25 protein-coding genes are annotated in these 26,055 nt (G+C 71.3%); 9 read left to right on the top strand and 16 right to left on the bottom strand.

Features of this window, described 5'->3' with window-relative positions:
* Positions 1-22 precede the first annotated feature (22 nt).
* Together DEI81_RS14285 and DEI81_RS14280 are read left to right on the top strand one after the other, a co-directional pair.
* The gene (locus tag DEI81_RS14285) at positions 23-1,321 is read left to right on the top strand and encodes an MFS transporter (protein WP_111011404.1); all 1,299 of its coding nucleotides are present in this window, start codon (positions 23-25) and stop codon (positions 1,319-1,321) included.
* 13 nt (positions 1,322-1,334) lie between these two features.
* Complete coding sequence (locus DEI81_RS14280; RefSeq protein WP_111011403.1) at positions 1,335-2,264, top strand: amidohydrolase; 930 nt, start codon at positions 1,335-1,337, stop codon at positions 2,262-2,264.
* 9 nt (positions 2,265-2,273) lie between these two features.
* On the opposite strand, the gene DEI81_RS14275 is transcribed toward DEI81_RS14280, so the two are convergent.
* Together DEI81_RS14275 and DEI81_RS14270 are read right to left on the bottom strand one after the other, a co-directional pair.
* The gene (locus DEI81_RS14275; RefSeq protein ID WP_111011402.1) at positions 2,274-3,134 is read right to left on the bottom strand and encodes an SseB family protein; all 861 of its coding nucleotides are present in this window, start codon (positions 3,132-3,134) and stop codon (positions 2,274-2,276) included.
* Positions 3,135-3,143: 9 nt separating this feature from the next.
* Complete coding sequence (locus DEI81_RS14270) at positions 3,144-3,716, bottom strand: DUF2127 domain-containing protein (protein ID WP_111011401.1); 573 nt, start codon at positions 3,714-3,716, stop codon at positions 3,144-3,146.
* 124 nt (positions 3,717-3,840) lie between these two features.
* On the opposite strand from DEI81_RS14270, the gene DEI81_RS14265 reads away from it, so the two are divergent.
* Positions 3,841-5,400 (top strand): hypothetical protein, encoded by a 1,560-nt coding sequence (locus tag DEI81_RS14265; protein ID WP_146244119.1) that lies wholly within the window; start codon positions 3,841-3,843, stop codon positions 5,398-5,400.
* Here DEI81_RS14265 and DEI81_RS14260 read toward each other — a convergent pair.
* From DEI81_RS14260 to DEI81_RS14220, 10 genes are all read right to left on the bottom strand, one after another.
* On the bottom strand, positions 5,379-6,470 hold the full coding sequence (locus DEI81_RS14260; protein ID WP_111011399.1) for a sensor histidine kinase KdpD: 1,092 nt from the start codon (positions 6,468-6,470) through the stop codon (positions 5,379-5,381). The two genes, DEI81_RS14265 and DEI81_RS14260, sit on opposite strands and share 22 nt — an antisense overlap.
* A gap of 75 nt (positions 6,471-6,545) precedes the next feature.
* Positions 6,546-7,091 carry a YbhB/YbcL family Raf kinase inhibitor-like protein gene (locus DEI81_RS14255; protein ID WP_111011398.1) on the bottom strand — a complete coding sequence of 182 codons (546 nt, stop codon included), beginning with the start codon at positions 7,089-7,091 and terminating at the stop codon, positions 6,546-6,548.
* A gap of 134 nt (positions 7,092-7,225) precedes the next feature.
* Complete coding sequence (locus DEI81_RS16320; RefSeq protein ID WP_111027567.1) at positions 7,226-7,480, bottom strand: hypothetical protein; 255 nt, start codon at positions 7,478-7,480, stop codon at positions 7,226-7,228.
* A 2-nt stretch (positions 7,481-7,482) separates the two neighbouring features.
* A complete protein-coding gene (locus tag DEI81_RS14245) occupies positions 7,483-8,079 on the bottom strand; it encodes a transcriptional regulator (protein WP_111011396.1) in 597 nt (198 codons plus the stop codon).
* A 78-nt stretch (positions 8,080-8,157) separates the two neighbouring features.
* Positions 8,158-9,357: a Bcr/CflA family efflux MFS transporter gene (locus tag DEI81_RS14240; RefSeq protein WP_111011395.1), complete on the bottom strand. Its 1,200-nt coding sequence runs from the start codon at positions 9,355-9,357 to the stop codon at positions 8,158-8,160.
* A 119-nt stretch (positions 9,358-9,476) separates the two neighbouring features.
* Complete coding sequence (locus DEI81_RS14235; RefSeq protein WP_111011394.1) at positions 9,477-9,782, bottom strand: Dabb family protein; 306 nt, start codon at positions 9,780-9,782, stop codon at positions 9,477-9,479.
* A gap of 107 nt (positions 9,783-9,889) precedes the next feature.
* Positions 9,890-10,471, bottom strand: coding sequence for a hypothetical protein (locus DEI81_RS14230; RefSeq protein ID WP_111011393.1), 582 nt, complete (start codon positions 10,469-10,471; stop codon positions 9,890-9,892).
* Positions 10,468-10,620, bottom strand: a complete 153-nt coding sequence (locus DEI81_RS16315; RefSeq protein ID WP_181434991.1) for a hypothetical protein — start codon at positions 10,618-10,620, stop codon at positions 10,468-10,470. Before DEI81_RS16315 ends, DEI81_RS14230 begins: the two co-directional genes overlap by 4 nt.
* Before the next feature lie 84 nt (positions 10,621-10,704).
* Entirely contained in the window at positions 10,705-11,328 is a 624-nt protein-coding gene (locus tag DEI81_RS14225) for a response regulator transcription factor (RefSeq protein WP_111011392.1), read from the bottom strand.
* Positions 11,325-13,016 (bottom strand): GAF domain-containing protein, encoded by a 1,692-nt coding sequence (locus DEI81_RS14220; RefSeq protein WP_258368759.1) that lies wholly within the window; start codon positions 13,014-13,016, stop codon positions 11,325-11,327. The genes DEI81_RS14225 and DEI81_RS14220 overlap by 4 nt, the downstream gene beginning before the upstream one ends.
* A 115-nt stretch (positions 13,017-13,131) precedes the next feature.
* Here DEI81_RS14220 and DEI81_RS16060 point away from each other — a divergent pair, with 115 nt between their 5' ends.
* Genes DEI81_RS16060 through DEI81_RS14205 form a run of 3 tightly spaced genes read left to right on the top strand, consistent with a single transcriptional unit; the run spans position 13,132 to position 16,957 of the window.
* A complete protein-coding gene (locus DEI81_RS16060) occupies positions 13,132-13,968 on the top strand; it encodes a universal stress protein (protein WP_181434992.1) in 837 nt (278 codons plus the stop codon).
* Positions 13,965-16,490 carry a phosphoketolase gene (locus DEI81_RS14210; RefSeq protein ID WP_111011390.1) on the top strand — a complete coding sequence of 842 codons (2,526 nt, stop codon included), beginning with the start codon at positions 13,965-13,967 and terminating at the stop codon, positions 16,488-16,490. The genes DEI81_RS16060 and DEI81_RS14210 overlap by 4 nt, the downstream gene beginning before the upstream one ends.
* Complete coding sequence (locus DEI81_RS14205) at positions 16,487-16,957, top strand: pyridoxamine 5'-phosphate oxidase family protein (protein ID WP_111011389.1); 471 nt, start codon at positions 16,487-16,489, stop codon at positions 16,955-16,957. The genes DEI81_RS14210 and DEI81_RS14205 overlap by 4 nt, the downstream gene beginning before the upstream one ends.
* A 25-nt stretch (positions 16,958-16,982) precedes the next feature.
* On the opposite strand, the gene DEI81_RS14200 is transcribed toward DEI81_RS14205, so the two are convergent.
* From DEI81_RS14200 to DEI81_RS14185, 4 genes are all read right to left on the bottom strand, one after another.
* The gene (locus DEI81_RS14200; protein WP_111011388.1) at positions 16,983-17,882 is read right to left on the bottom strand and encodes a carbohydrate ABC transporter permease; all 900 of its coding nucleotides are present in this window, start codon (positions 17,880-17,882) and stop codon (positions 16,983-16,985) included.
* Positions 17,882-18,781 carry a carbohydrate ABC transporter permease gene (locus DEI81_RS14195; protein WP_111011387.1) on the bottom strand — a complete coding sequence of 300 codons (900 nt, stop codon included), beginning with the start codon at positions 18,779-18,781 and terminating at the stop codon, positions 17,882-17,884. Before DEI81_RS14195 ends, DEI81_RS14200 begins: the two co-directional genes overlap by 1 nt.
* Before the next feature lie 2 nt (positions 18,782-18,783).
* On the bottom strand, positions 18,784-20,112 hold the full coding sequence (locus DEI81_RS14190; protein WP_111011386.1) for an extracellular solute-binding protein: 1,329 nt from the start codon (positions 20,110-20,112) through the stop codon (positions 18,784-18,786).
* An 86-nt stretch (positions 20,113-20,198) separates the two neighbouring features.
* The gene (locus DEI81_RS14185; protein ID WP_111011385.1) at positions 20,199-21,236 is read right to left on the bottom strand and encodes an NAD(P)-dependent alcohol dehydrogenase; all 1,038 of its coding nucleotides are present in this window, start codon (positions 21,234-21,236) and stop codon (positions 20,199-20,201) included.
* A 331-nt stretch (positions 21,237-21,567) separates the two neighbouring features.
* Between DEI81_RS14185 and DEI81_RS14180 the strand changes: the two genes are divergently transcribed.
* The 3 genes from DEI81_RS14180 to DEI81_RS14170 are packed head-to-tail and all read left to right on the top strand — an operon-like array spanning position 21,568 to position 25,834.
* Entirely contained in the window at positions 21,568-22,614 is a 1,047-nt protein-coding gene (locus tag DEI81_RS14180; protein ID WP_111011384.1) for a LacI family DNA-binding transcriptional regulator, read from the top strand.
* Positions 22,615-22,668: 54 nt separating this feature from the next.
* Positions 22,669-24,759, top strand: coding sequence for a hypothetical protein (locus DEI81_RS14175; protein WP_111011383.1), 2,091 nt, complete (start codon positions 22,669-22,671; stop codon positions 24,757-24,759).
* Positions 24,752-25,834 (top strand): class I mannose-6-phosphate isomerase, encoded by a 1,083-nt coding sequence (locus DEI81_RS14170; RefSeq protein WP_111011382.1) that lies wholly within the window; start codon positions 24,752-24,754, stop codon positions 25,832-25,834. The genes DEI81_RS14175 and DEI81_RS14170 overlap by 8 nt, the downstream gene beginning before the upstream one ends.
* Positions 25,835-26,055 lie beyond the last annotated feature (221 nt).

The following is a 26,055-nucleotide window of genomic DNA, read 5'->3' as shown; positions in this document are numbered from 1 at the left end:
TACCACGGAACGAGGCTTCTTCATGAGCAGCACCACGACCACACCGCGACGCTCCCGAGTACGGCTCGGGGTCTTCGGGATCCTCTGGATCCTCGTCCTCCTCAACTTCGTCGACCGATCGGCGCTCTCCATCTCGCTGCCGTTCATCAGCGACGACTTCAAGCTGTCACCCGCCGTCAACGGCTGGGTCCTCGGCTCCTTCTTCTGGACGTACCTGCTGTTCCAGATCCCGGGCGGCTGGCTGCTCGACCGGATCGGCGCCCGCAAGGTGGTCCTGTTCGCCGCCGGACTGTGGGGTCTGTTCCAGGTCCTCGGCGGTATCGCCACGGGTGGCATCATGCTCGTCATCTCGCGGCTCGGCATGGGGATGTCCGAGGCGCCCGTCTACCCCGCCGGCTCGAAGCTCAACTCGAAGTGGCTCGCGTCACGGGAACGCGCCCGCGGCGCGACGTTCATCGACGCGGCGAGTCCGTTCGGCAGCGCGGTCGGCGGCCTCATCGTCACCGGACTCATCGGCCTCTCGGGCAGCTGGCGCTGGTCGTTCATCATCACCGGGGCGATCACCGTCGCGGTCGCCGGGCTGTACTACCTGTACGTCCGCGACGACCCGGAGCAGCACCCGAAGGTGAACGAGGCGGAGCTCGACCACATCCACGGTGACGACGTCGTGGCTCGTGAGACGGAGACCGGACCGCTCCCCGGTGTCGCGGACTACGCCCGGTCGTCCTCCTTCTGGTCCATGTGGCTCGGACTTCTCGGATGGGCGACCGTCTGGTGGGGGATCATCTCCTGGTCTCCCTCGTACCTCTCGACCGCCCTGCACTTCAGTCTGGCGGGCCTCGGGTGGGGCACGTTCTTCATCTACGGCATGGGCGTGCTCGGTCAGGTGGTCGCAGGATGGTCGACCGATCGTCTCCGCGCCCGCACCACGAACTACAACGGAGCGATGAAGCTCGTGCTCGCCGTCTCCGGCGTGGGGACGGTCGTGTCGATCCTCGCCCTGCCGCTGACCCACAGCGGGTACGCGGCACTGGTCGCCCTGGCGCTCGCGGTGTTCTTCAACCAGTTCGGTGGCGTCTACTGGGCGATCCCGTCCTGGCTCTCCCCCAAACCGCAGGTCGGACGGGTGGGCTCGGTCATGAACGTGGCGTCGAGCCTCGGTGGGGCGATCGCACCGGTCGTCATGGGATACGCCATCGCCGCGAGCGGTGGTGGGTACACCGGCGCGTTCGTGTTCCTCGCCGTCGCCGGCATCGTGTACCTCGGCGGATCGATGTTCATCGACTTCAACCGCCCCCTGGCCGTGCGCCGGGCCGCGTAGGGAGGCACAGGACGTGGCCCGTTACTCCGGTCCGGTGATCGACGCGCACCACCACGTCTGGGAACCATCGCTCGGCCGACAGCCGTGGCTGCTCCCGGACGCGCACATCCCGTTCCGCTACGGCGACTACGAGCAGATCAAGCGCGACTACCTGCCACCGGACCTCCGACGCGACGCCGGTCCGCTCGAGCTGGTCGGTTCGGTCTCGATGGAGACCGAGTGGGACGACGACGACCCGATCGGCGAGATGGAGTACACGCAGGCGGTGTCGGAGCGCTTCGGCCTCCCCACCGCCTCCGTCGCCCACGCCCTGTTGGACGACCCGCAGGTCGGCACGGTGATCGAACGCCTCGCCGCGATGCCGCGGGTCCGCGGCGTCCGCCACAAGCCGGGAGGCGCGCCCTCACCACGCGAGGCCGCGTCCCGTCCGACCCTGCTCGAGGACCGGCAGTGGCAGGCGGGGTTCGCACTCCTGCACCGCGCCGGGTTGTCCTTCGACCTCCAGGTCGCGTGGTGGCACTTCCCCGAGGCCGCACGGCTGGCAGCGGAGCACGAGGACACGACCATCGTCATCGACCACACCGGGCTCCCTGCCGACCGTTCTCCCGACGGGCTCGCCGGGTGGGCCGACGCGCTCCGGCTCATCGCGCGGCACGACAACGTCGTCCTGAAGATCTCCGGCCTCGGGGTGGCAGGCAGGCCGTGGACGGTCGCCGACAACCGCGGCATCGTGACGACCGCCGCCGAGGTGTTCGGTCCGTCGCGGATCATGTTCGCGAGCAACTTCCCGGTCGACGGCATCGTCGCGACCTACCAGGAGATCTACCAGGGCTTCCTCGAGATCACGACGGACTGGTCGGCGTCGGAGCAGCGCGCTGCCTTCGCCGGCAACGCCGCCCGGGTCTACCGACTCCCATCAGAGGTCCTCGGGGATCCGACGTGAGGGCGGACCTCAGGACAGGGGGAAGCGATCGGCGAAGGCCTGCAGCCGGAGCGGCGCGGGGTCGCCGGCGGGGTTGATGACGACACCGGCGTGCCCGTCCTCCTGCGCCACGCGCGCGACGTTCGCGAACCCGGTCGGTCGGGCGTCGAGGTCGGGCGCCCAGGCCCAGACCTCCGCCGGCGAGGTGAACACCGGCGAGTACGTCTCGCCCTCGGGGCTGCGGATCGTCGGGACACCCACACCGGTCACCTCGCCGCGCTCGTCCCGGTGCACCTGCGCCCCGATGAACACCACCGGGGCAGCGGCGGCCAGGGCCACGAGTTCGTCCTCGGGAGCACCGACGGCGATGGCGGTCTTCAGCGGCTCGTTCACGGCCGGGTCCTCCGTGAGCCCGTTGCGGATCTCGTCGGCGTAGGCGATGCAGAGCGTGTCCGAGGAACCGGGGTCGATGGCGATGCCCTCGTACGGGGCGGTGGCCGCCATCTGGAGCGTCGCGGCCGCCGGCTGCACGAGGGACCGTGGCGGCGTGGGCGACCCACCCCGACGGCGGTACTCGGCGAGTCGCTCGTTGTCGGTGAACGCGACGAGGAGCCGCTTGCCCGCGTTGTCGACCTGGAACCCCATCGCCAGCTGGTCACCCTCCTGGAACGGACGAGCGGGATCGCGGGTCGTCGAGTCCGACGCGTCGAGGAGCAGATCCCCCGTCACGCACTCACGGAGCACCCCCGAGATCGTCTGCGCGTCCTTCCGGACGGCCCACGCGGCCAGCGCCCGCTGCACCCGTCGGTTGACGACGAGCCGGTCCTCCGATCGCGCGGGTCGGTCCGACGACGGCTCAGCCCCGCCGCGCTTCCTCGCGAAGATCCCCATGGAGCGACGCTAGCGCGCCCGCACCATGGGTTCCACCCCGCTTGCACGGCGACGGGTGCGACGGCGTGCGAGTGCGGGCACGGCTCCGTACAGGGCGTCGCGGAGGGTCCGGTGCTGCCGCCACTCGCGCCAGGTGAGCACGATGATCGCCGCGTCGAACGCCGAGAGCACCCCGACCCCGAGTGACGGGTGCACGACCATCTCGACGAGCTGGGCGACCAGGAACGCGGCGAGCGCAGCGATCGCCCAGGGGTGCACGCGCTCGGAGCCGCGGACCAGCGCGATGACGACGACCACCTTCACGAGGCCGTGCACGACGAGGTAGACGGCGGCGTAGAGGGCAGCGTCGGCGCCGAGTGCCGCGGCACCGTGCAGGATCAGGTGCGCGATGAGGTCGTGCGGGTCCTGTGCGAGCTCGTGCGCGGTGAGCAGGTGGGCGACGGCACTGATCTGTGCCGGGCGGAGGAACAGCAGCGGCAGGCCCAGGAGCAGCTCGGCCGCTCCGTCGATGCCCTTCAGGGCGATCCCGACCAGGAACACCACATCGAGGATCCGGCCTCGTCCCGTTCGCGTGCTGTCCATGACTCCAGCATCGAGACCCGCTGCCCAGAAAGCGCCAAGAGGGCTCAGGGAACTCCCAGCGGGCGTCCGGCTTGCTGGGTCCTTCCTTGGAGGGCGCGGCGCAGCCTGACGTCCGGAGGTCTTCATGTCCACAGTGCCGCTCCGTGGCGGGTCCATCGACGCCCGCACGATCCGACTCGACCCTCGCCACCGCGCCTGGCTGCCGCCGGTCGTGGTCGGGCTCACCGCCACGGTGATCGCCGTCGCGCTCGACTGGGTCCCGTCCGTCTGGTACGACGAAGCCGCGACCGTGGTGTCCGCGACCCGTCCCTGGCCGGCGCTCGCGCGCGAGGTCCAGCACGTCGACGTCGTGCACGCCACCTTCTACGGCCTCATGCACCTGTGGTTCCTCGTCGCGGGATACTCTCCGTTCACGCTCCGGCTGCCGTCCGCGGTCGCGGTCGGTGCGGCGGCGGCGCTCCTCGTCGTGCTCGGCCGGATGCTCGTCGACCTCAGGACCGGCGTGGTTGCGGGCGCCCTCTTCGCACTGCTCCCGCGGGTCACGTGGATGGGCACCGAGGGGCGCTCGTTCGCCCTCGGCACGCTGCTCGCGGTGGCGGCGACCATCCTGTTCCTCGCCGCGCACCGGAGGAGCGTCACGGGCCTCCGTTCCTGGCCGTGGTGGGTCGGGTACGTCGCGGTGTCGCTGCTCGGCGGGGCGGTGTTCCTCTACCTCGTGCTCGTGACCGTCGGGCACGGCGTCACGGCGGCGGTCCCGCTGGCCCGCCGGACCGCCCGGACCCGCGGGGCGCAGCGGGCGCTGCGCTGCTGGCTCCTCGCCGCTGCGGTGACGGTCGTGGCCCTCGTGCCGCTGGCCCGGGCCTCCGCGACGCAGTCGGCGCAGATCGACTGGATCCAGCACATCAGCCGCCACACGGTCGAGGAGGTCGTGGTCACCCAGTGGTTCACACTCAACCCCGCGTTCACGGTGTTCGGCTGGCTCCTGGCGGCGGCCGGCGTCGCGGTCGGGCTGACCTCCGCGCGCGGCCGATCCCTGCTCGCGGTCGCGCTGCCGTGGGCCGCGGTGCCGACGGTCGGACTCATCGCCGCGTCACTCGTGACGAACCCGCTGTACTCCCCGCGCTACGTGTCCTTCGGCGCTCCGGCGGTGGCGCTGTGCATGGCGCTCCCGGTCGCCGCGCTCCCGGACCGGTTCTTCGCCCGGGTCACCGCGGGCGTCCTCCTCCTCGCGGTCGCGCTGACCGCCCCGACGTGGGTCCAGCAGCGGACGGTCACCGCGAAGGACGACTCGGCGTGGAACCAGGTCGCCCGGCTCGTCCGCTCGGAGCGGGCCCACGAACCGGCCGGGCAGGTCGACGCCGTCGTCTACGGGCCGGTCGATCGACACCCCCTCGCGACGTCGCGGATCATCGCCGAGACGTACCCGAGGGCGTTCCGCGGCCTCCGGGACCCGTTGCTCGTCCGCCCGGCCTCCGCGTCGGCGGGGCTGTGGGAGACGCAGCGTCCGATCGCCGACATCGGCCGGACCGCGGACGGCGCACGGGTCGTCTGGTTGCTGACGGGCACGGCCCACGACGAGCGGAGCACCGTCTCGGCGGCCCTGGCCCCCGAGGGCTACCGCGTCGACGGCACCTGGGTCCGGGCGAGCACCGAGGTCGTCCGCTACGTCCGGGCCGTGCGCTGAGCCAGCGGCAACCGCAGGAGGAACACCGTGCCGTCCGCGCCCGTGTGCTCCACCCGCACCTCGCCGCCCGCCCGGACCGCGATGTCCCGCACGAGCGCGAGACCGATGCCGTAGCCCGACCGGGTGGTACCGGTCGGCCGCGAGCCGGCCGCACGGGCCGCGTTGCCGTGGGCGAACCGGTCGAAGACCCGCCGCGGGGCGATCCCCGTGATCCCCGGGCCCTCGTCGCGGACCCGGATGGCGACCCAGCGCTCGGCACGCTCCGTCGTGACGGTCACGGTCCCGCCCGTCGGCGTGTGCCCGATCGCGTTGTCGACGAGCGCGACGATGCAGCGCCGGAGCTGCGTCGACGGCAGGGACACGACCGCGTCGCTGTCGCCGACGTCGAGGCGCACACCCCGCGCGTCGGCGAGCACGCCCATGTCGTTCGCGGCACCGGCCAACTCGGGTCCGAGCGGTGTCATCGGGTGTTCCCCGGGCCTCCCGGCCGCGACCTCGAGCAGGTCGTTGACGATGTCGATGAGCACGCGGGTGTCCGCCTGGAGCTCCTCGACGATCCCGTGACGCGGATCGTCCGCGTCCATGCGGAGCTCGAGCTGCTGCACACGCGCGTTGAGCACGGTCAACGGCGTGCGGAGCTCGTGGCTCGCGTCGGCGACGAACGTGCGCTGCATCCGCGACGCCTCCGTGATGGGACGGACCGCCCGCCGGGCGATGATCCACGTCGCGATCCCGGCGAGCACGACCGCGAACCCGCCGACGCCGACCACCGCGATCGTCAGGTCGATCGTGTCGAGGTAGACGTGCACGTCCTCGGGGCCGTGGTACTCGTGCTGCTGCTGCGGGGTCAGCTGCCAGACCACGTACACGACGACGAGCAGGATGATGGACGCCACGAGCGCCGCCGACACGACGGCGACCTGGAGCCCGATGCGGACGGCGGACCGCCGCGAGGCGAGGCGATCCGGGTCCTGGTCGCGCCGGCCGGACACCCGGCCCCGGACCCCGTCGGTGCCGAGCGTGAGCCGATCGACCAGCACCTCGTGCACCGACGACCACCACACGCCCACGGGACCGCTCCTTCCGTCACCTCGACGGTCGACCCGCCGCCCCCAGGATCCACCAAGACGGCGGCGGGGTCGCGCCTACGCCTCGCCCGGCGTCTCCGCGCTCGCCACGAGCGTCGCCCGGCCGAGGATGTGCGACGACATGGTGAACCCGAGGTAGGCGGGCGTGGCGTCGGCCGGCACTCCGATGTCCGCGACGTCGAGCGCGTGCACGACGATGAAGTACCGGTGCGGACCGTGGCCCGCGGGCGGCGCCGCCCCGACGAACTGGGGCGCCCCGGCGTCGTTCTGCAGTTGGATCGCGCCGTCCGGGAGGCCCGCCCCGCCCGCAGCCCCCGCTCCGGTCGGCAGCGTGGTCACGTCGGCCGGGATGTTCGCCACGGTCCAGTGCCAGAAGCCGGACATGGTCGGGGCGTCCGGGTCGTACATGGTCACCGCGAAGCTCTTCGTGCCCTCGGGAGCGCCACTCCACGTGAGCTGGGGCGAGACGTCCTCGCCGCCGGGGACGCCCATCATCCCCGACCACTGCGGGGGCCGGAACTCCTGGCCGTCCTGCACGTCGTCACTCGTGACGGAGAACGCGGGCACCTCGGGCAGGCGTCGGAACGGGTGGTTGTCGGTCATGCTCGTCCTCCTCGGTGGGCGGTCGGCCCGCCCCGTGATCGATCATGCCGCGCGGGCCCGAGCCGCGTCCGCGTCCGCGGTCGCATCCGCGGTGCCGTCCTGGTCCGCGTGCCGGTCCGCGTCGGCGTCCGCGGTCAGCGCAGCCGGGGCTGCGCCGAGGCGAGCCGCTCCCAGGACCGCTCCCGGGCCTCCCGGTCGAGCGACGCGTGGTGCAGGACGGCGGCGCGTTCGTGGAGGACCCGAGGTGCGGGGGTCGTCACGGCGACGCGTGCGAGACGGCGTGCGCGGCGATCCGCGCGGGCGGTGCTCCAGTGGACGAGCCCGAGCCCGATGCGGTGGGCGGCTCGTTCGACCGGGTGGACGGACGTGACGGGCACGGTCGCGTTCATGGTCACTCCTTGGGGACGTCGAGGACGGGGAACAGGTTGTAGTTGACGAACACCCGACGCGCAGCCGGGTCGGGGTGGCGCGAGGCCGGGTCGTTGGCGCGGAGGTACCGACCGATGAGGTCGTTGATCCCCCGGTCGAGCTCGGCGAGTTCGTCCGGGGTCATGAGGAGCCAGGCGGTCGAGAAGTCACTGACCTCGCGCCAGGCCTCGGGCAGGTCGTCCGACGAGGCGAGGGCGTCGCGGATGAACTCGGCCGTCGTGTCCTGGAAGCTCATGCTCGCGAGCACGGTGGCCGTGCGCTCCGCCCGGCTCTGGTCGGTTCCGTGGTCGCCGAACTCGAGCGGGCCGGCGTAGCGCCGCCACCAGCGGTCACGGCCGCTGCCGAGTTCGGGAGCCTCCTCGACGATGCCGTGCTTGGCGAGCTGGCGCAGGTGGTAGCTCGTCGATCCGGATGACTCGCCGATCCGGGCACCGAGCGCGGTGGCGGTGGCCGGGCCGTGCGAGGCGAGCTCGTTGAGCAGCCGGGTCCGCACGGGGTGCGCGAGGGCCTTGAGGGCCTCGACCCGCAGGACGCGGGGCTCGGGGGTGTTCGTCGCCATGACTCCGAAGATACCTTTGCAAAGTGCTCTTTGCAATGGTTTCTTTGCATTGGCTCCTCTGCGGTGGTGTCGTTGCGGTCAGCCCAGTCGGGTTCCGGATGCTCCGGCACGGGCCGATGCAGCCACCTGCACGACCGCGGCGATGACGATCCCCGTCGCCATCACGGCCCCCATCGCGACCGCCGTCCCCCCGAACCACCCAGCCAGCGGTGTGCCGAGGCCGCCGAGCCCGAAGCTGATGCCACCCTGCAGCGCCGCGGCGGTACCGGGCAAGGCCGCGCCGAGGGCCTGCGTCCGCGTCGTGGACCCGGTGATCACGAAGCCCCAGGCACCCGTCACCACCGCCAGGCAGACCCAGACCGCGATCGGCCCGAGGCCTGCGAGTGCACTGACGAGCACACCGACCGCGCCGAGGGCACCGACCACGAGTCCCGTCGTCAGGAGCGCGTCCTCGCTGAAGCGTCGGACGAGCCGCCGGAACGCCAGGGTGGTGAGGATCATGCAGCTGGCGTCGACGGCGAAGACGACGGTGTACCCGGTCTCGCTGAACCCGAACTCGGACTGGAACACGAACGAGCTCGTGGAGATGTAGGCGAAGAAGCCGATCGTCGCGACGCACGAGGACACGAGGTACCAGTCGAAGCGCGGGATGGCCAGCAACGCCCCCATCCGGCGGAGGTTCGCGCCGAGACCGATTCCCGACGACCGGTCCTGCGGCGCGAGGGTCTCGGGGATGCGGACGAGCACGATCGCGAAGAGGAGGAGGCCGAGCACCCCGAGCGCGACGAACATGATCCGCCAGTCACCGACGAGCAGGAGTGCGCCACCGGCCAGGGGCGCGACGACCGGTCCGACGGCGTTGATCGCGGCGAGCGCCGCGTAGATGCGTGGACGGTCGGCAGGAGGCGCGGCGTCGGTGACCACCGCGCGCCCCGCGACCGCGCCGGCGGCACCGCCCAGGCCCTCGACCACGCGCGCGATCACGAACACGGCGTTGTCCGGAGCGACGGCGCAGGCGAACGACGCCACCGCGAACAGGGCGGTCCCGCCCAGGAGGATGGACCGGCGCCCCACCGAGTCGCTGAGCGGTCCCACGAGGATCTGACCGACCGCGAACGCGACCAGGAACGCCGTGAGCGACACCTGCACGGCACTCGTGGAGGTCCCGAAGTCCTTCGCGAGCGCAGGCAGCGCGGGGATGTACATGTCCGTCGCGAACGGCGAGATGCCGACGATGACGGCCAGGGGCACGATCGGCGGGAGGGGACGGGAAACCATACGGCGGATGGTATTCCGTCGGTGGGGTGCGGTCCGGGCGAGCGGGGCGCGATGGGGACCGGGTCCGCGGCGGGTGCGGCGCGGTCCCGGGTGCGGCGGGTGCGGTGCTCCGGCCGGGGTCAGGACCCCGCTTCGATGTCGAACACGACCAGGTCGGCGCTCGCCCCGCCGAGGAACGCGGCGACCGGCTGGTGGTCGGGGTGCGGCAGGTAGCCGTCGAGCGCGGCGCGGTCCCGGAAGCGGACGACGAGCATCCAGTCGAACCGCCCCTCGAGCCCTTCGCTGCTCACGCTGGGTCCGGCATCGACCGATGTCACCCCGTCGATGCCGGGGAGGTGCTGCCGGACGAGCTCCGCGGCGCGCTGTTCGGATGACGCGTGGTCCCCGTTCCACTGGACGAGGACGACGTGGACGATCTCAGACATGGGTCGAGGCTACGGCGTCGGAACTCCGACGCCCGGCCGGCACCGCAGCATCCTGTTGTGTGCGGACAGGGGTGTTCGATGCGGCACACAGCGGAGCCAGCAACCGCTCAGACGGCCGCCGCCCGGCCCTCGGCCGATGGGCGCCTCGCCGCGGCGTCGGCGTACCGGCGGGCGTGACGGAGTCCGAGCAGTGCCAGCACCGCCATCACGACGGCGCCGGCGTACGCGACGACCGCGCCGATGAGCGCGAGCGTGGCCATGGTGTCGAACGCGTACGCGTTGAGGAGCAGGCCGCGGAGGGTCTCGCCGCGGAACACGGTGTCGACCTCGGCGGCGAGTGCGGCGTCCTTCGGGTGCGCCTGCGCCTCGGCGGACAGTTCGGAGTACGTCTTCCCGCCGGTCATCTCCCGCAGGTGGACCGCGATGTAGTGGTCGGCCCAGGCCTTCGCCTGTGCGCCGGTCTCGAGCTGCTGTCCGGCGTAGCGGTTGAGGTACGGACCGATGTCCTTGCTCTTCAACGCGTCGCTGCCCTTCGCCGGGAACTGGATCTTCTCGGCGACGAGCTGGTCCCGCACCTGGTCGTGCACGTACACGTGCGCCCAGGTCATGAGGACACCCGCCAGGAGCAGGACGAGGGCGATGACCGCGCCGCTCGCGGAGAGGAGTCGGTCGAGTACGGTGCGGTTCACGGTTCCTGCCTTCCGTCGGTGTGCTGCCCGCTGTCACTGCCGCCGCGACGCTGGGCCGCCAGCCGGTGCTCCGCGCGCTCGCGCGCGTCGCGCTTCAGGCGCTCCCACTCGTCGGTGGGGAGTCGTCGGACCTCGTCGCGCTCGGGCATGGAACCAGGGTCCCGCCAGGACCGGCTGGTGCAGGAGGGCACTTGGTCCCGACCGCGTCGGGACGACCGGGAGGCCCGCGACGGTCAGCCGCGCCGGACGCCGTAGACGGCCGCTTGCGTCCGACTCTCGAGATGCAGCTTGCCGAGCAGGACGGTCACGTTGTTCTTCACGGTCTTCTCGGCGATGTGGAGTCGTTCGCCGATCTGCCGGTTCGTCAGGCCCTCGACGATGAGGTCGAGGATCTGCTGCTCACGCCGGGTGAGTCCGGCGTCGGGGTCGGGGCTCGCGGGGACGACCGCGGAACGCACGCGCCGTCCCGCGTCGGCCGGGAAGAGGGTCTCACCCGAGGCGGCACGGCGGATCGCCTCGACGAGTTTGTTGCCACGGATGTCCTTGAGAACGGAGCCGCTCGCTCCGGCGAGGACCGCGGCCGTCGTCGCCTCGTCGTCGTCGTAGGCGGTGAGCATGAGGCACGGGAGGTCCGGATTGGCCGAGCGCACCGTCCGGCACAGGTCGATGCCGCTGCCGTCCGGCAGGCGGACGTCGAGCACGGCGATGTCCGGCCGGGTCGCGGCGATACGCGGGACGGCCCGGCCGATGGTCTCGGCCTCGCCCACCACCTCGAGGTCGGGCTGCGCGTCGATGATCCGCGCCACGCCCTGCCGGACGAGTTCGTGGTCGTCGACGAGGAACACGCGGATCGTCATGCTGCCTCCCCCTCGATCACCGGGACCCGCCAGGTCATCGTGGTGCCGCCTCCGTCGCGGCCGTCGAGCGCGTAGTGGCCGCCGCGGGCGGCAGCCCGTGCGGCGAGGTTCGCGGTGCCGCTCGCCCGGCCCGGGCGGCCGAGCCCGCGGCCGTCGTCCTCGACGAGCACGGTCAGGTGGTCGTCCTCGAGCAGCACGCGGACGTCAGTCGTGGAGGCGCGCGCGTGGCGCCCGACGTTCGTCAGCGATTCCCGGACGACCGCGACGACGTCGTCGGCGAGTTCGTCCGGGACGAGCGCGTCCACCGGCCCACCGAAGGTGACGCTCGGCGGCCCGGCGAGCATGGGCGTGACCTCGGCGATCGTGTCGAGGACGCGGTGCCGGATGGTGGTCGGGGCCGTGCGGGGCGGTGTCTTCAGCGCGAACACCGCCGTGCGGATCTCGGCGATCGCGGTGTCGATGGCGTCGATCTGGTCCGCGAACTCCTGACGGACGGTCGCGGGGACCGCGGGCTCGAGGCTCTGGAGCGTCAGGCCCGCCGCGAACAGCCGCTGGATGACGTGGTCGTGGAGGTCACGCGCGATCCGACTCCGGTCCTCGATGCGCTGGAGCTCCTGCCGGTCGAGCCGTCCGCGGGCGAGCTCGAGCGCCACGCTCGCCTGTGCCGCGAACTCCGACGCCAGGTCGAGTTCGGAGCTGGCGAACGGCGGGCGTCCTGCTCGACGCGCGAGCAGGAGCGTTCCGAGCGGGGCGGCCGTCGCGGCGAACGGCACCGCGGCGGCCCATCGGAGTCCGTCCGGCCAGTCGACGGAGTCCTCGCGGAGGTCGCCCGTGGTGACGTGCCCGCTCTCGATGGACCGGCCGGCGATCGTGTCGTCGGCGTCCTCGATCACCGCTCCGAGATCGTGTGCGTCGACCCCGCGGGCGCCGTCGACGCGGAAGCCCGTGTTGTCCGGGACCAGCACGCAGGCGAGATCGGCGTCGACCAGCGGGGCGACGCGGTCCACGACGACGCCGAGGCCGTCGACGGCATCGGACGACAGCAGCGCGGTCGTCACGTCGGCGAGCGCCACCGACCACCGCTGGCGGCGTCGGGACTCGTCGAAGAGGCGCGCGTGGTCGATGGCCGCGCCGGCGGTGGCGGCCAGGGAGGCCACGAGTTCCTCGTCCTCCTCGCTGAACACGCCGGACTCCCGCGTCAGGTACAGGTTGCCGAACAGCTCGTCCCGCACGCGGATCGGCACCCCGAGGAACGCCTCCATCGGCGGGTGGTGCTCGGGGAACCCGGCTGCTCGGGGATCCGCTGCGAGGTGCTCGAGCCGGGTCGGGGTCGTGGTGGTCAGGATCGCGCCGAGCAGCCCCCGGCCGCGGGGGAGGTCCCCGATCGCGGCGACCTCCGCGTCGGACATCCCGACGTGGACGAACTGCTCGAGGGTGCCGTCGGGGGCGATCACCCCGAGCGCGCCGTAGCGGGCGCCGGCGAGTTCGACCGCGGCCTCGACGATGCGCCGGAGCACGACGGGCAGGTCGAGCTCCTCGACCACGAGCCGGTTCGCGCGGAGGAGCTGCCGGAGACGCCCCTGGGTCGCGAGGACCTCGTTCGCGCGATCGACGAGGTCGCCGATGGTGCGCTCGAGTGCCGTCCGCGGCGCGTTCGGGAACTCGAGTCGGTCCTGCTCCTGCCCCACGCCGGTCCTCTCGCTCGCCCCCCTCACCCTATGGGGCGGCGCAGCCGCGGGAGCCGGGACCTTGGTCTCTGGGTCCGGTCCGCCGCAGCACGGACCATCGAGGAGGAGGCGGCACATGGGTGAGCGGTACATCGTCGGGTTCGACGACTCGCGGCCGAGTCGACGCGCACTGGACTGGGCGCTCGACCGCGCCGCGCGAGACCACGGGTCCGTCGTGCTCGCCCACGTCCGCACGGTTCCGGACGGCCCACCCTCCGACCCGGACCTGGAGGCCGCGGTCACCCGTGCTCGCACCCGCCGTCGCGATGTCGGGGTGTCGCTGCTGCGGATCGACGGGGACGACGTCGTGGCCGCCCTGCTCGGGGTAGCCGAGGACGAGGACCTCCTCGTGGTGGGCACGCACAAGACGGGTCACCTGCACGGCCGGGCGCTCGGCACGCGGGCACTCGCCCTCGCGGCTGGCGCGCGCTGTTCGGTCGTCGTCGTCCCGGACACGGACCTGCGGTTCCGTCGCGGTGTCGTCGCGGGCGTCGGCGGCGGTGCAGGGGCGGCGCACGTGTGCGAGACCGCGGCCAGGGAGGCCGAACACCGTGAGGAGGAACTCGTGCTCGTCCGGGCGCTCGAACCCGACGGCTCCGGCGACGACGGCACCCCGCTCGGCACCACCGGCGGACGCGTCCAGGACGCCCACCCGCTCCTCGAGGTGTCCGCGCGCACCGCTTCCCGTCCAGCGGCGCCCATGCTGCTCGATGTCGCGCTGGGGCACGCGCTCCTCGTCATCGGCGCGCGCCATCCGGCCCAGGCGCGGGCCGGGTACGTCGGCGCGGTGCTCCACGACGTGCTCATCAACCTGACCGCACCCGTGCTCGTGACCCGCCACCGCGACCTCGTCGCGACCGCGGCAGCGAGTGGTGCGGCCACTCGACCGGACCCCATCGAGGAGAACGCATGACCGACACGACCATCAGCAGGACCGACACCACGGCGACCGAGGCCTTCCGGCGCGGCAACGGAGCGGAGGTGGACGAGCCCACGATCGACCGCCTCGACGCGTGGTGGCGGACCGCCAACTACCTCTCCGTCGGGCAGATCTACCTGCTCGACAACCCGCTGCTCCGACGGCCGCTCACCCGCGACGACGTCAAACCGCGCCTCCTCGGTCACTGGGGAACCACCCCCGGACTCAACTTCGTCTACGCCCACCTGAACCGGGCCATCCAGGAACGCGATCTCGACACGCTGTACGTCACGGGGCCGGGGCACGGCGGCCCGGGCATGGTGGCGAACGCCTACCTCGACGGCACCTACACCGAGGTCTACCCACGGATCGGGCAGGACGAGGACGGCGTCCGGCGCCTGTTCCGTCAGTTCTCCTTCCCCGGCGGCATCCCGAGCCACGCGGCACCCGAGACCCCGGGCTCGATCCACGAGGGCGGGGAACTCGGCTACGCCCTGTCACACGCGTACGGCGCCGCCTTCGACAACCCGGACCTCCTCGTCGCCGCGGTCGTCGGCGACGGGGAGGCCGAGACCGGCCCCCTGGCGACCAGCTGGCACTCCAACAAGTTCATCGACCCGCTCCACGACGGCGTCGTGCTCCCGATCCTGCACCTCAACGGGTACAAGATCGCGAATCCGACCGTGCTCGCCCGGATCCCCGAGGAGGAGCTGCTGTCGCTCATGCGCGGGTACGGCCACACCCCCTACGTCGTGTCCGGCGGGTTCGACGGCGAGGACCCGCGGGCGGTCCACCGCCGGATGGCGGAGACCCTCGACCGGGTCCTCGACCACGTCGCCGAGATCAAGGCCGCAGCCGCCGCGGGCACCCTGGAGGGCCGCCCCGCCTGGCCGATGATCGTCCTGCGCACACCGAAGGGCTGGACGTGCCCCGCCGAGATCGACGGCAAGCCCGCCGAGGGCAGCTGGCGTGCCCACCAGGTGCCGCTCGCGAGCGCCCGGGACACCGAGGAACACCTGCAGGTGCTCGAGGGCTGGCTCCGCTCCTACCGACCCGAGGAGCTGTTCGACGACGAGGGCCGGCCCGTCGCACTCGCGACGGCGCTCGCCCCGACCGGCGACCGGCGGATGAGCGCCAACCCCGTCGCGAACGGCGGGCTGCTCAAGCGGGACCTCGTGTTGCCCGACTTCCGCGACTACGCGGTCGACGTCCCCGCGCACGGCGGCTCCATCGACGAGTCCACCCGGGTCCTCGGTCGGTGGCTCGCCGACGTCGTCCTCGCGAATCCGGACACGTTCCGGATCTTCGGCCCCGACGAGACCGCGTCGAACCGCCTGAACGCCGTGCTCGACGTGACCGACAAGCAGTGGGACGCCGAGGTGGTGCCGTCGGACGAGCACCTGGCGCGCGCGGGCCGCGTCATGGAGATGCTGAGCGAGCACCAGTGCCAGGGGTGGCTCGAGGGCTACCTGCTGACCGGACGGCACGGACTGTTCACCAGCTACGAGGCCTTCATCCACATCGTCGACTCGATGCTCAACCAGCACGCGAAGTGGCTCAAGGTGAGCAAGACCATCCCGTGGCGGCGGCCGATCGCGTCGCTCAACTATCTGCTGTCGTCGCACGTGTGGCGCCAGGACCACAACGGGCTGTCGCACCAGGACCCGGGTTTCATCGACCACGTCGTCAACAAGAAGCCAGACATCGTTCGGGTGTACCTGCCGTTCGACGCCAACACGTTGCTCTCGACGTACGACCACTGCCTCCGGAGCGTGGACTACGTGAACGTCGTCGTGGCGGGCAAGCAGCCGACGTTCAACTGGCTCCCCATGGACGAGGCGATCGCGCACATGACCCGCGGCCTCGGCATCTTCGACTGGGCCGGCACCGAGGTCGACGGCGAGGAGCCCGACGTGGTCCTCGCGTGCGCGGGCGACGTCCCGACGCTCGAGACCCTGGCGGCCGCGTCGATCCTCCGCCGCGAGGTCCCGTCGCTCCGGGTCCGGGTCGTCAACGTCGTCGACCTCATGCGGTTGGTGAGCGAGGGCGAGCACCCGCACGGGCTGTCCGACGCGGAGTTCGACGCCGTGTTCACCCCCGATAAGCCGGTCGTCTTCGCCTACCACGGGTACCCGTGGCTCATCCACCGACTGACGTACCGCCGACACGGCAGCGGCAACCTGCACGTCCGCGGCTACACGGAGGAGGGCACGACGACGACGCCCTTCGACATGGTCATGCTCAACGACATGGACCGGTACCACCTCGTCATCGACGTGCTCGACCGCGTTCCCGGGCTCGCGTCCCGCTCAGCCGGACTCCGTCAGCGCATGCAGGACGCCCGCATGGCTGCCCGCGCCTGGACCCGGGAGCACGGGGAGGACATCCCCGAGGTCGCCGACTGGACCTGGACCGACGACGGTGACGCGCACCACGACGCCGCCGCGGTCCGTTCGGCGAACGTCGGTGTCGACACCGTCTCGGCCACTGCTGCCACGGGTGGTGACAACGAGTGAGCGAGCACCGGAACGACCCCGAGCCCGTCCCGACCCGCACCTCCGACCGGCCCGGCGCCCACGCGTCGACCGCACCGGTCGAGGAGCTCGTCCTGGTCCTCGATCCGGACCAGTGCTGGACCCGACTGCGCGACGCGAGCACCGGGCGGGTGGCGTTCCGCACCGACGAGAGCATCGAGATCCTGCCCGTCAACCACCTCTCCGACGACCGCCAGATCGTCTTCGCGACCTCGAGCCACGCGATCCTCGCCGCCGTGGCCGACCGACGTGAACTCGTCTTCGAGGTCGACCACCACGACGGGTGGACCGCCTGGAGCGTCGTCGTCCGCGGGCCAGCCCACACGACCCAGGCGAACGACGGCACGGCGGGGCGACTCCGGTCGATGCTGCCCACGCCGAAGATCGCGACGGTGGTCATCGAACCGACGTCGGTCACGGGGAGGCTGTTCGACCAGGCCACGCCCTGACGCGGCCACTGCGGTCAGCGCGCGCTCATTTGCCCGCGCCCATGGTGAGCCCGGCGACGAGCTGCCGCCGCGCGAGCAGGTACAGCACCAGGATCGGCAGCGCCGAGAGCACGACCGCCGCGAGCGTCGCCGGCACGTTGATGCTGAACTGCCCCTGGAAGTTCCACAGCGCGAGCGGCAGGACGCGCTTGTCGTCGCTCTGCGTCAGCACGAGGGGCAGCAGGAACCCGTTCCAGACCTGGAGCGCGTCGTAGATCGCGACCGTCGCGATGGACGACCGCGACAGCGGGAGCACGAGGCGCCACAGGATGGCCCACTGCCCCGCACCGTCGACCCGCATCGCCTCGAACAGCTCCCCCGGGATGTCGCGGATGAAGTTGACGAGGATGAGGACCGTGATCGGGATCGCGAAGGCGATCGACGGCAGGATCACCGCGGCGAGCGTGTCGTACAGGCCGACGCGGCCGAGCACGAAGAACAGCGGGATGACGGTCGCCTGCAGCGGGATCGCCAGGCCCAGGAGGAACAGGGAGTAGGTGCTCCGGACGATCCACCGCCGCGAGCGCACGATCGCGTAGGCCGCGAGCAGGCAGACGGCGGTCGTCACGACGACGGTGACGAGCGAGACGATCACGCTGTTCGCGAAGTAGACGCCGAAGCCGGACTGCAGCACGAGCGCGTAGCTCGCCAGGGTCGGGTGCGTCGGCGGCGCGAGGGGGTTCCGCGTGTAGTACGAGCCCTGCGCGGTGATGCTCGTGATCACGACGTAGTAGATCGGCAGGAGCACGACGGCGAGCCAGACCCAGGCCGCGACCGCGCCGACGACGTTCCGGTTGGCCCGTGTGCGCCGTGGCCGACCGGCGCCGTTCGTGCGGGTCGTGGTGGATCCGCCCACGGCGGTGTCCCGGACGCTTGCGATCGCCATCAGGCGCCTTCCTGCTCGCTGGTCATGCGGTTGAACCCGCTGAACCGGGTGAGTGCGAGCGCGATGACCAATCCGATGACGACGAGGATGACGGCGAGCACGCTCGCGTCGCCGAGGTCGCTGGCGGAGAAGCCGGTCAGGTACATGTCGAGTGGGAGGATCCGGGTCGCGTACCCGGGGCCGCCCTGCGTGAGGACGTACACGATGTCGAAGTAGGTCAGGGACCCGACGATCATGAGCGTCGAGGACGTGATGATCGTGTTCCGGAGCTGCGGCAGCGTGATGCTGAAGAACTGGCGGACCCGTCCGGCCCCGTCGATCTGCGACGCCTCGTAGAGGGACGCCGGGATCTGGCGCGCGCCGGCTTGGTACAGCAGCGAGTGGAACGGGATGAACTGCCACGCGATGACGAAGATCACCACGTACAGCGCCGTGGCGGGGCTGCCGAGCCAGTCCTTCGACAGCGCGGGCAACCCGAACGCGTGACCGACGCCGTAGTTCGGGTCGAGCAGCGCCTTGAACGCGATCGCGATCGCGGCCGACGACAGGATCAGGGGCAGGAAGTACAGCGCGGCGAGGACGGCGCGGTACCGCTGCTTGCCCGACACGAAGACCCCGACGAGGACGCTCATCGGCGTCTGGATCACCCAGGAGATCACGATCACCTGCAGCGTGAGCCACAGCGCGTGGTAGGTCAGTGGATCGCCGAGCTGGGTGATCCAGTTGCGGATCCCGTTGAACACGGGAGCGGTGAGGCCGTCCCAACTCGTGAAGCTGAGGCCCAGCGCGATCACCAGCGGGATGATCGCGAACGCCAGGAACATCGCGAGTGCGGGGATGACGAACCAACTGCTCGGGGCCGATCCGTCGATGACGGCCCCACCGTTCCGTGTGCGCATGCCTACTTGCCGATGGTCGTGTTCATGTGGTCGGAGAACTCCTTCGGCGTCTCCGACTGGTTGAAGAGCAGGTCGAGCTGGGTCCAGAACTCCGTCGAGGCGGCGGGGCTGAGCGCGAGGTCCCAGGACTGCTGGAAGTGCGGCGCGTCCGTGATCATCTGCTCCGCCTGCTTGGCGAAGTCGCCCTTGAGCTTCGACGACACCCCGGTGACCGGCGGGATCTGCCCCTGCCCGATCATCGTGTTCACGTACGAGTCGTTCCAGACGCTCTTGGTCACGTACTGCAGCGCGGCCTTCGTCTGGGCGGCGGACGCCTTGGACGACACCGACCAGTAGACCGAGGGGTTGCCCGCGATGTCCTCCGGGTCGCCCTTGCCGCCGGAGACCGCGGGGAACGGTGCGACCTCGAGCTTGCCGCTCTTGACGAAGTTCGGGTCGATCGACGAGATACCCGAGTAGGCCCAGGTGCCCTGGAGGAGGAAGCCCGCGCGGCCCGTCACCATGAGCGCGAGGTCGGCGTTCGTGTCGGCGGACACCGACGCGAACCCGTCCGCGAAGCCCCCGGCCTTGATGAGCTGCTGGATCATCGTCGTGGCCTGGATCACGGCGGGGTCGGACCAGGCGTTCGGCTTGTTGTCGAGGATCGCCTGGAACGGAGCAGGGCCGCCGATCCGGTCGACGAGGTACTCGATGTACATGAGGTACGGCCACTTGCTCTGACCACCGAGCGAGATCGGGGCCACCCCGGCCGCGCGGAGCTTCTTGACGTCCTTGAGCAGGTCGTCCCAGGTGGCCGGAGCCTCGCTGATGCCGGCCTTCTGCAGCACGTCCTTGTTCATGTACAGGACCACGGGCGCGGTGGAACTCGCGGGGATCGCGTAGGTCTTGCCGTTCACCTTGCCGGTGTCCGCGATCGAGGGCACGATCTTGTCGGTGAAGGACGCGTCCGACTTGAGGTCGCTGCTGAGGTCCTTGACGAGCCCGGCCTTGACGTACGACTTGAGCGTGCCGCCGCCCCAGTTGTAGACGAGCGTGGGCGCCTGCGGCGAGTTGATCGCGGTGCGGATCTTGTCCTTGAAGTCGTTCGTGCCGAAGTACGAGTCGGTGATCTTCTGGTCGGGGTGCGCCTTGTTCCACGTCGCGATGGACGGCTGGATGTTCGGCTTGTCGGCGGTGGTGCTCCAGGCCGTGATGGCGCTGCTGGACGAGCCGCTGCCGCCGGCGCTGCACGCGGCGAGGGCGATCGCGACGGCTGCCGCGGCGACGGTGGCGGCGGTCCGGCGGATCAGTCGTCCGCGGGTGATCGGCCGCGACGATGCGGGGATCTTCATGGGGGTACTCCTCAGGAGTCTCGGGATGGTGTGTTGCGGGGACGTCCGGATGGACGGGCCGAGGCCACGAAACGGGCGACGGGAGATCAGGGGACGACGACGGCCTTGAGCGTGTCGGGGCGCGTCGCCGCGTCGAGCGCGGCCTCGACCTCGTCGAGGCCGAACCGACCGGTCACGAGTGCGTCCACGTCGACGAGCCCGGCTGCGATGAGCCGGATGGCGATCGGCCACGTGTTCGCGTACCGGAACACGCCGGTGACGACGAGCTCGCGGTTCTGGATGCGGGACACCGGGAGCCGGATCTCGTCGGCGCCCATGCCGACGAGGACGACACGACCCGCGGGAGCGACAGCGTGGATGCCGGCGCGGACGGCGGGTTCGGCGCCGGACGCGTCGATGAAGGCGTCGACCTCGTAGTCGGCGGTGGCGACGTCGACGACCATCGGGTCGACGACCTCCGTCGCGCCGAAGCGGAGTGCGACCTCCCGGCGTTCGGCCACCGGGTCGCTCACGATGATCCGCGTCGCGCCGAACGCGCGCGCGACCTGCGCGGCGATGACACCGATCGGCCCGGCCCCGGCGATGAACACCGAGCTCCCGGGCGTGGTCTGCGCCTTCTGGTTGGCCCAGATGCCGACGCTGAGCGGCTCGCAGAGCGCCGCGGCCTCGATCGACATCGTGTCCGGGATCGGATGGGCGTAATCGGTCTGGATGGCGGCGTACTCCGCGAACGCGCCGTCGATCGGCGGCGTCGCGTAGAACTCCATCGAGGTGCAGAGGTTGTAGCGGCCGTGCTTGCACTGGTCGCAGTGTCGGCAGGCGCGCTGCGGCTCGATCGACACGCGCTCGCCCACGCGGTCCGGCGAGACCGCGGCCCCGACGGCGACGATCGTGCCCGCCGACTCGTGGCCGAGGATCATGGGCTGCTCGACGACGAACGAACCGATGCGGCCCTCGTGGAAGTAGTGGACATCCGAGCCGCAGACGCCGACGGCGGCGATCCGGACCAGGACCTGGTCGGGATCGAGTCGGGGCACCGGCACGGTGTCGACACGGACGTCGCCCGGGGCGTGCAGGACGCTCGCCCGCATGTGCTCCGCGACGGAGGCGGATGGTGCAGTCATGTGGACCTCTCCGGCCGCGCCATCGCGGCTCCTCGGACCCTCACAGCATCGATGCTGAGTGGTAACGGTTCCAACAATGCGCACGCGCGCCGAGGGTTGTCAACTCCTCTGGCCAAGAAATATGGCGGAATTGGGCCTCCGAGCCCGCCACCATTGACAGCGCCAGCGCGTTCCTCCTACTGTTCGATGTGGAAACGGTTCCACTTTCTGTTGCCTGCCCGAGGAGGGACGCGATGCCACGCAACGCCGCTGCCCCCGCTCGGGACGTCGTCCCTGTCGCTCTGCGCTATGCAGGGCACGCGGCGAGCGCCGCGTCAGGGAGGAGCGACGGATGACCGACAGCACGCAACGCCCCAAGCGGGGCCAGGTCACGATGCGCGAGGTCGCCGAGGCGGCCGGCGTCGGCATGGGCACGGTGTCGCGGGTCTTCTCGAACGTCGGAGCGGTCGCCCCGGCCACGCGCCAGCGGGTGGAGGCGGCGGCCAAGGACCTGCATTACCGTCCGAGCGCGCTCGGTCGCGACCTGAAACGACGGACGACGAACAACATCGGCCTCATCGTCACCGACATCTCGAACAACTTCTACGGGGAGTTCGCCCAGGGGGTCCTCGCGAGCGCCAAGGAGCTCGGACGCCACGTGATCCTCTGCGCGAGCGGCGAGGACCCGGCGACCGAGCGGGAGTACATCGACCTGCTCGTCGAGCAACGCGTGGACGGGATCATCGCCTTCCCCACGGGGAGCAACCTCGACGCGTGGGAGACCGCGCGGGCGATCGGCATCAACGTGCTGTTCGCCGACCGGACGATGGCCGACCTCGACGTGCCGTCCATCCTGGCGGACAACCTCGGGGGCGCCCGCCGACTGACGGAGTACCTCCTCGCCCTGGGGCACGAGCGGATCGGGTACCTCGGTGGGCCTTCCCAACTCACGACGGGCAGCCAGCGCGAGGCGGGGTACCGGCTCGCCCACGAGCAGGCGGGCGTCCCCGTGATCGACGAACTCGTCGTGCGCACCCGGTTCACCCGGGACACCGCCTACGCGAGCGCGATCCGCCTCCTCGACTCGGCGGTGCCGCCGACCGCGCTCCTCGCCTCGAACAACATCCTCGGCGAGGCGGTGCTGGCCGCGGTCCGCGACCGCGGTCTCCGCGTGCCCGAGGACCTCTCGCTGGTCATGTTCGACGACGTGCCGTGGGCGCGCCTCGTCGACCCGGCGATCACCGTCGCGGCGCAGCCGGCCTGGGGCATGGGCCAGTCGGCGGCGCGGATGGTGCTCACACTCGACGACGACACGCGGTCCCAGGTGGTCCCGGTCGACGTGGTCATCCGGCGCAGCGCCGCTGCCCGGTTCATGGACACTCCCGTCATCGGGAGCTGACCGACGGGTCGGACCCGTCACGTGCCCACGACGCTGTGGGAGGAAGAGCGACACATGGAACGCGGTATCTACTTCGACGGCTGGTACCCGAACGAGCACTGCTACCACCCGAGCATGCCCCCGCGGCGGCTCACGATGGCGGACGACGTCGTCGAGATGGGTGGGACGATGCTCGTCTGGGCCGGCCTCGGCGGCGGCGTGATCAGCCTCCCGTACCTGGAGGACGAGGCGTTCGGGCCGATCCCGCAGCGGTTCCGCCAGCACGGCTACGTCAACGAGTCGGAGTTCATCGCGTACACGAAGGAGCGCGGCGTCGACCTGTTCGGCATCGTGTTCGAGGCGCAGGCGTGGGAGTTCCCCGCCGAGGTCGAGGACGGTCGCGTGCTGGCCCAGAACCAGCTGCGGGACGTCGGCACGCGCACGACGATGGGCCTCCGCGAGTTCTCGACCGACACCGGACCGGCCGACTGGAAGCCGTTCCGCCACTACTTCCCCGACGGCCTCGTGAACAGCGACGGCGACCAGGTCACCGACCTGTGGGAGGAGGTCGTGTCCCGCGACCTCGAGGGCCGCCCCCTGCACGCGCACTGGGTGGAGGTCGACGGCACGGGCCAGTCCTGCTACCTCGCAGACCGGAACAACCCGGTCTGGCGCGAGTACCTCAAGGCGGTCATCCGCATCCAGATCGACGCCGGGGCGCCCGGGGTCCAGCTCGACGAGACCGACGTGCCGCTGCTCGCCCTGCGCTACGGCGGCTGCTTCTGCAAGGACTGCGTCAAGGGGTTCCGGGCGTACCTGCAGACCCTCGACACGCCCCCGGCGGAGCTCGCCGGCGTCGACCTCGCCACGTTCGACTACCGGCAGTGGCTGCTCGGCCAGGGGTACCGGACGGGGACCGCCCCGCAGACGTACCCGCTGTACGCCGACTACTGCCGCTTCCTGCAGATCGCGATCACCGCGACGTTCCACGAGGTCGCCTCGTACGTCAAGGAGTACGCGGCGTCGCAGGGCAAGCAGGTCCGCGTCGCCGGCAACTTCTACGACTGCGCGCCGTTCTACGAGGCGATGGTCGACGACGTCGACGTGCTCGTCACCGAGATGCGCGAGACGAAGTACCAGCAGCCCTGGTACTTCCGGCACGGCGTCGGGATGAGCCGCGGACGTCCGCTCGTCGCGGTCGAGAACCCGTACGGCGGCATCACCGAGGACCTGCTCCGCCGCATCCAGCGAGGACGCGCGCACGACCTGTTCCGCCTGTCGATCTTCGAGGCGAACGCGATGGGCGCGAACATGTCCCTGCCGTACGGCTCGTGGCTCGGGACCGAGGTGAAGGACTCCTACTGGGTGCCGAAGGACCTCGCCGTCGAGACGGGTCAGGCGCTCGTCGGTCTCGACGCCGTCACGTCGAACGTCTCCGTGCACAGCACCGCCGTCGTCTACTCCGTCCCCAGCGTCATGCGGGCGATGATGGACTCGGACATGTTCAGCGACGACGGCCGCTGGTTCGAGCCCGTCGAGGCGGTCGACGCACGCGCCTCCTCGTACTGGGAGACCATCGAGTGCCTCAGCCGGTCCGGCCGCACCTTCGACGCGATCGTCCTGCCGGACGAGGGCCTCCGCCCGGACGACACGGTGGCAGCGACCTTCGCGCCGTACGCGACCGTCGTCGTACCGGACGCGTGGAACATGAGCGCCCGCCAGCACGAGGCGCTCCTCGCCTACCTCGGCCAGGGTGGACGCGTCGTGGTCAACGGCGCCTACGGCACCGAGTTGCCGGCGGCCGACCGGGAGGCCCTGCTCACCCACGCCGGGACGACCCACCTCGACGACGTGCGCGCGATCCCCGACCTGGTACCGCAGGACGTCCTCGGCGAGTTCGATGAGGCGATGGCCGTCAACGTCCACCATCTGCCCGACGACACGCTCGCCGTCCACGTCGTCAACTTCGACTACCAGGAGGCCGACGACGCCGTCCAGCGCCGGCTCGACTTCGAGATCGGCGTCCGCACGGATCGCGCGATCACGACCGCGACCGTCCACCGGCCGGGCCTCGCCCCCGAGACCGCGCCCGTGCACCTCGCCGAGGGCGTCGCGCGTGTGACCATCCCGACCCTCGACCTCTACGCGGTGGTGCACCTTGCCTGATCGACCCGAGCCGCACGACGCAGCGGACGACGCTGCACGAGCCGACTGGTCCGCTGCCCCCATCCGCCTCGCCGCGAACCAGCCGCCCGCTCGCCCGTACCGGGGCGGCGCCGGCATCGCGCGGTTCCGCGGCCTCCCCGAGGCCGAGGTGGACCCGTACACACCCGAGGACTTCGTGGCCTCGGTCACGACCGTGCACGGGTCCGATCACGTGGGCCTCACCGAGCTCGCCCCGGGGCTGACACTCCGCGACGCTGTCCGGGCCGACCCCCAGGGGTTCCTCGGCCCGGAGCACGTCGCCCGGTTCGGTGCCGAGACGATGCTCCTCGTGAAGCTGCTCGACACGGCGGAGCGCCTGTTCGTGCACTTCCACCCGGACGACGACCACGCCCGCACCCACCTCGGCGAGCCCCGCGGCAAGACCGAGGCGTGGATCGTGCTCGCCGTGGCGGACGGCGTCGACGGCTACGCGTCCCTCGGGTTCACCCGCGAGGTCTCCGAGGCCGACGCCGCAGCCTGGTTCGCGGAGCAGGACGCCAGCGCGATGCTCGCCGCGATGCACCGCGTGCCGCTGCAGCCCGGGTCCGTGTTGCTCGTGCCCGCGGGGGTGCCGCACGCGATCGGGCCCGGCATCACGCTCGTGGAGCTGCAGCAGCCGGCGGACCTGTCGATCCTGCTCGAGTACGACGGCTACCCGGGACTGGACGCGTCCACGGCGCTCATGGGGAACGGCCTGCACGAATCGCTCCTGGCACTCGACCGGCGCGCGTGGACCGCGGAGGACGTCGCCCGGCTCGTCGGCGCCCCGACCGCGTCCGACGACACCACCGCCTCCGTGTTCCCGCCGGCCGCGGACCCGTTCTTCCGCGCCGAACGGATCCGCACGACGGAACCCGTGCGTCTGCCGGCGGCGTTCGCGGTCGTCGTCGTCGTCGGCGGGAGCGGGACGATGGCGTCCGGGTCGGGCACGCTCCCGATCGCCGCGGGTGACACGGTGCTCGTGCCGTTCGCCGTGGGCGAGGTCGAGCTCTCCCCCGGGCTCGACGTCATCCGGGCGCTCCCGCCGCGGCCGTGAGTCCGGGGCGCCCAGCCTGGGGCCGGAGCGCGTTCCGCAGACCTTCGGCCCCAGGCTGTCGTTCCTCAGGGAAGTGTTGGATGGCAGCGCACCTTGCGGATTCCAAGATGTGACCTGTCCCGGGTTTCCCGGACACCTGAGTTGGGGCGATGATCGTCCCGGAGAAGGAGTCCGTGATGCCTGCTGCGAAGCCTGAGGAGTTCCGTCGCCGCGCTGTGGCG

The organism is Curtobacterium sp. MCBD17_013 (genome assembly GCF_003234565.1).
GTDB lineage: Bacteria > Actinomycetota > Actinomycetes > Actinomycetales > Microbacteriaceae > Curtobacterium.
This window is presented reverse-complemented; position numbering and strand designations above follow the sequence as displayed.

What these genes read in the sequence shown, in the direction of transcription:
- DEI81_RS14285 (WP_111011404.1), top strand. Translation starts at nt 23, where the DNA reads ATGAGCAGCACCACGACCACACCGCGACGCTCCCGAGTACGGCTCGGG.
- DEI81_RS14275 (WP_111011402.1), bottom strand. Translation starts at nt 3,134, where the DNA reads ATGGGGATCTTCGCGAGGAAGCGCGGCGGGGCTGAGCCGTCGTCGGAC.
- DEI81_RS14270 (WP_111011401.1), bottom strand. Translation starts at nt 3,716, where the DNA reads ATGGACAGCACGCGAACGGGACGAGGCCGGATCCTCGATGTGGTGTTC.
- DEI81_RS14265 (WP_146244119.1), top strand. Translation starts at nt 3,841, where the DNA reads ATGTCCACAGTGCCGCTCCGTGGCGGGTCCATCGACGCCCGCACGATC.
- DEI81_RS14255 (WP_111011398.1), bottom strand. Translation starts at nt 7,091, where the DNA reads ATGACCGACAACCACCCGTTCCGACGCCTGCCCGAGGTGCCCGCGTTC.
- DEI81_RS16320 (WP_111027567.1), bottom strand. Translation starts at nt 7,480, where the DNA reads ATGAACGCGACCGTGCCCGTCACGTCCGTCCACCCGGTCGAACGAGCC.
- DEI81_RS14245 (WP_111011396.1), bottom strand. Translation starts at nt 8,079, where the DNA reads ATGGCGACGAACACCCCCGAGCCCCGCGTCCTGCGGGTCGAGGCCCTC.
- DEI81_RS14240 (WP_111011395.1), bottom strand. Translation starts at nt 9,357, where the DNA reads ATGGTTTCCCGTCCCCTCCCGCCGATCGTGCCCCTGGCCGTCATCGTC.
- DEI81_RS14235 (WP_111011394.1), bottom strand. Translation starts at nt 9,782, where the DNA reads ATGTCTGAGATCGTCCACGTCGTCCTCGTCCAGTGGAACGGGGACCAC.
- DEI81_RS16315 (WP_181434991.1), bottom strand. Translation starts at nt 10,620, where the DNA reads ATGCCCGAGCGCGACGAGGTCCGACGACTCCCCACCGACGAGTGGGAG.
- DEI81_RS14225 (WP_111011392.1), bottom strand. Translation starts at nt 11,328, where the DNA reads ATGACGATCCGCGTGTTCCTCGTCGACGACCACGAACTCGTCCGGCAG.
- DEI81_RS16060 (WP_181434992.1), top strand. Translation starts at nt 13,132, where the DNA reads ATGGGTGAGCGGTACATCGTCGGGTTCGACGACTCGCGGCCGAGTCGA.
- DEI81_RS14210 (WP_111011390.1), top strand. Translation starts at nt 13,965, where the DNA reads ATGACCGACACGACCATCAGCAGGACCGACACCACGGCGACCGAGGCC.
- DEI81_RS14200 (WP_111011388.1), bottom strand. Translation starts at nt 17,882, where the DNA reads ATGGCGATCGCAAGCGTCCGGGACACCGCCGTGGGCGGATCCACCACG.
- DEI81_RS14195 (WP_111011387.1), bottom strand. Translation starts at nt 18,781, where the DNA reads ATGCGCACACGGAACGGTGGGGCCGTCATCGACGGATCGGCCCCGAGC.
- DEI81_RS14190 (WP_111011386.1), bottom strand. Translation starts at nt 20,112, where the DNA reads ATGAAGATCCCCGCATCGTCGCGGCCGATCACCCGCGGACGACTGATC.
- DEI81_RS14185 (WP_111011385.1), bottom strand. Translation starts at nt 21,236, where the DNA reads ATGACTGCACCATCCGCCTCCGTCGCGGAGCACATGCGGGCGAGCGTC.
- DEI81_RS14180 (WP_111011384.1), top strand. Translation starts at nt 21,568, where the DNA reads ATGACCGACAGCACGCAACGCCCCAAGCGGGGCCAGGTCACGATGCGC.
- DEI81_RS14175 (WP_111011383.1), top strand. Translation starts at nt 22,669, where the DNA reads ATGGAACGCGGTATCTACTTCGACGGCTGGTACCCGAACGAGCACTGC.